Source organism: Paenibacillus sp. NRS-1782, from assembly GCF_050467685.1.
Lineage (GTDB): Bacteria > Bacillota > Bacilli > Paenibacillales > Paenibacillaceae > Paenibacillus > Paenibacillus terrae_A.
Genome location: NZ_JBITPH010000112.1, coordinates 1 through 2,274, shown reverse-complemented (window position 1 = coordinate 2,274; position 2,274 = coordinate 1). Strand labels below are relative to the sequence as shown.

Here is a 2,274-nt window from a genome sequence, read left to right as displayed (position 1 = left end):
TAGAACTTTTGACTGTCCAGTTGACTACAGATACCGAGAAACTTTTTTACAGCTTATTGTATAATCGGGACTAAATGGATTATTCATATACTATTTTCCCTTTCTCAAGGTCCAAAGCAATTTAGCGAAATTTCCGAAAATGTTCCTTCCATTTCGGAAAGCATCCTCTCTAAGCGTTTAAAAGAGCTTCAAAACGATAATTTGGTTAAAAGAACTGTAAGCTTGACACGCCCCATACAAACTATTTATGAATTAACACCAAAAGGATCTGCTCTTGCTACATTCATACCCTGTTTAATAGACTGGGTTAACAATGCAGCTAAAAAAAATGACGTTCCAAGGGGGAATTACTACGATGATACAGGTCAGTGAAGCAGCATTCGAAAAAATCGTCGAAATCTTATCAAGTGCTAATGCCCGAAATTCTTTCCTTAGAGTAGGCGTTGATGAGGGGGGATGCAGTGGTCTATCCTATTCTCTTATCGTGGATGAGCAGAAAACAGAAGGTGATATCTTATTAAATAAAGGTGAATTTAGTATCTTGGTTCACACTAATAGTATTAAATATATTGAAGGTCTTCAAATTGACTATGAAGAAAGCGGTATGTTAGGCGGTTTCACCTTGAATAACCCTAATGCAAGAGCTTCATGTGGATGTGGAGCTAGTTTCAGAATGGCAAATTATCGTGGCGAAGTTAAAAAATGTGATTGAAAAAATTGGAAAGGGGAATAGATTATTTATGTCATTTGTAGTATCTGAAAAAGCTATCCATTCTTTTAACCTGATTTACATCCTCCAACTCAACAATCCCTAATTCTCTCTCCATGAACCTTTCCCAACGGTTCAAGCGGAACATGCACACATCAACATACTGCTTCACACGACCTAAAACTTCTTGATTAAGCTTGAAATCCTGAATCAATTCCTTCATTTTGGTCATAAAAAACACTCCCTTCTATCTACTAAACATTGCAGATAAAAGAGAGTAATTTTGAACATTCAATAGTTGCAGGTAAATTGGAAACTCCATAACCAGCGACACTACAATTCCTTATACATCAGCTAGTTTATTGTTTTCGACGAACTCAACCATTCGTTTTTACTGGTCTGATATACTTTAAAAACCGCTCCGGATCATGATAACAATAAATGATTCTACCAGGGGAAGTATCAAAGCAGTAACTGGTATTTGCAAAATCAAAAGTTGCCATTGCCTTCTCAACCTTTTCCTCTACACTGCGATTTTCCTGCTCATAATCAAATGGCCCATGTTCAAAAACAATATATTCGGCTTCGGGAACATCAATCATAAGCATTTGTGGTGGTACTTCACCTTTATAATCCACAGGAAGACGTATCCCATAACACTCTGTACGTGGAATACCCCAATCGCATAGTCTACCGTCAGGGTCATTAATATATGCCATAATCTGACCGCCGCCGCTGTTAACTTCGCTCCCACCATCGTCATCCAATTTGCCCTTAATACTATCAAGTAATCCACAAATTGTTTCGCAGTCCTGTCCCGGAATAAGACTTTGTTTTTGCCAAAAATCCCAATACCCATTACTCTCATAGTTTTTGATGTGCAAAAATTTGTGTGCGGGAATAGTTACAAAATATATTTTAACATCATCGGTAGATTTCATCATACCAATCTCTCCCAATCCTAAAAAGTAGCGATCAAAAGAGTTTATTTTTGTTCGAAGAACGACAGGCTTAGGCGCTTTTCGATATTCACTTGGCGCTACACCATATGTTCCTTTGAAAGCTCTGGTAAAAGCTTCATGTGATGAAAAACCATAATTAAAAGCAATATCCAAAATGCTTCTTTCACTATCTCGAACCTCTTTTAGTGCAAACGCTAATTTTCTACGCCGTAGATAATCCCTAAATTGCATACCCGCTATTTCCTTGAATTTTCTCGTTGTATAAAACTCGGAGTAACCCAACCTTCGAGAAAGAAAGTGTAGTGTCAAAGCTTCATCACTATAATTTTTAATACATTCATCAATTTCATCAATGATGATTTGAATTTGCTTCTGCCACTCGTACATTCTTCTGTTCACCTCTTTTCAACCGCTCTACATTTAGTATAGAGATATGGAGAGATTATTATTTGATTTTACTTGCTGTTATTTCATTTTTTCTTGTAAGTTTAATTTACTCACATCAAGAATAATTGGGAACATGAAGAAGGTGAAAACCAAAGTAGATTTGAAAAAACACAATGATAATGCAATAAAAAAAAGAGCTATATAGTTTGAACTAAA

General features: G+C 36.2%; 4 protein-coding genes. 2 read left to right on the top strand and 2 right to left on the bottom strand.

Annotated elements, in window-relative coordinates:
* Positions 1-30 precede the first annotated feature (30 nt).
* Positions 31-372, top strand: coding sequence for a winged helix-turn-helix transcriptional regulator (locus ACIFQM_RS24890; protein WP_430043370.1), 342 nt, complete (start codon positions 31-33; stop codon positions 370-372).
* On the top strand, positions 356-712 hold the full coding sequence (locus tag ACIFQM_RS24885) for a HesB/IscA family protein (RefSeq protein ID WP_044646080.1): 357 nt from the start codon (positions 356-358) through the stop codon (positions 710-712). The genes ACIFQM_RS24890 and ACIFQM_RS24885 overlap by 17 nt, the downstream gene beginning before the upstream one ends.
* Positions 713-743: 31 nt before the next feature.
* Here the strand turns inward: ACIFQM_RS24885 and ACIFQM_RS24880 are convergent, their stop codons facing one another.
* Together ACIFQM_RS24880 and ACIFQM_RS24875 are read right to left on the bottom strand one after the other, a co-directional pair.
* Positions 744-941 (bottom strand): hypothetical protein, encoded by a 198-nt coding sequence (locus ACIFQM_RS24880; protein ID WP_430043350.1) that lies wholly within the window; start codon positions 939-941, stop codon positions 744-746.
* Between the two features lie 145 nt (positions 942-1,086).
* On the bottom strand, positions 1,087-2,058 hold the full coding sequence (locus ACIFQM_RS24875) for a helix-turn-helix transcriptional regulator (protein WP_430043348.1): 972 nt from the start codon (positions 2,056-2,058) through the stop codon (positions 1,087-1,089).
* Positions 2,059-2,274 lie beyond the last annotated feature (216 nt).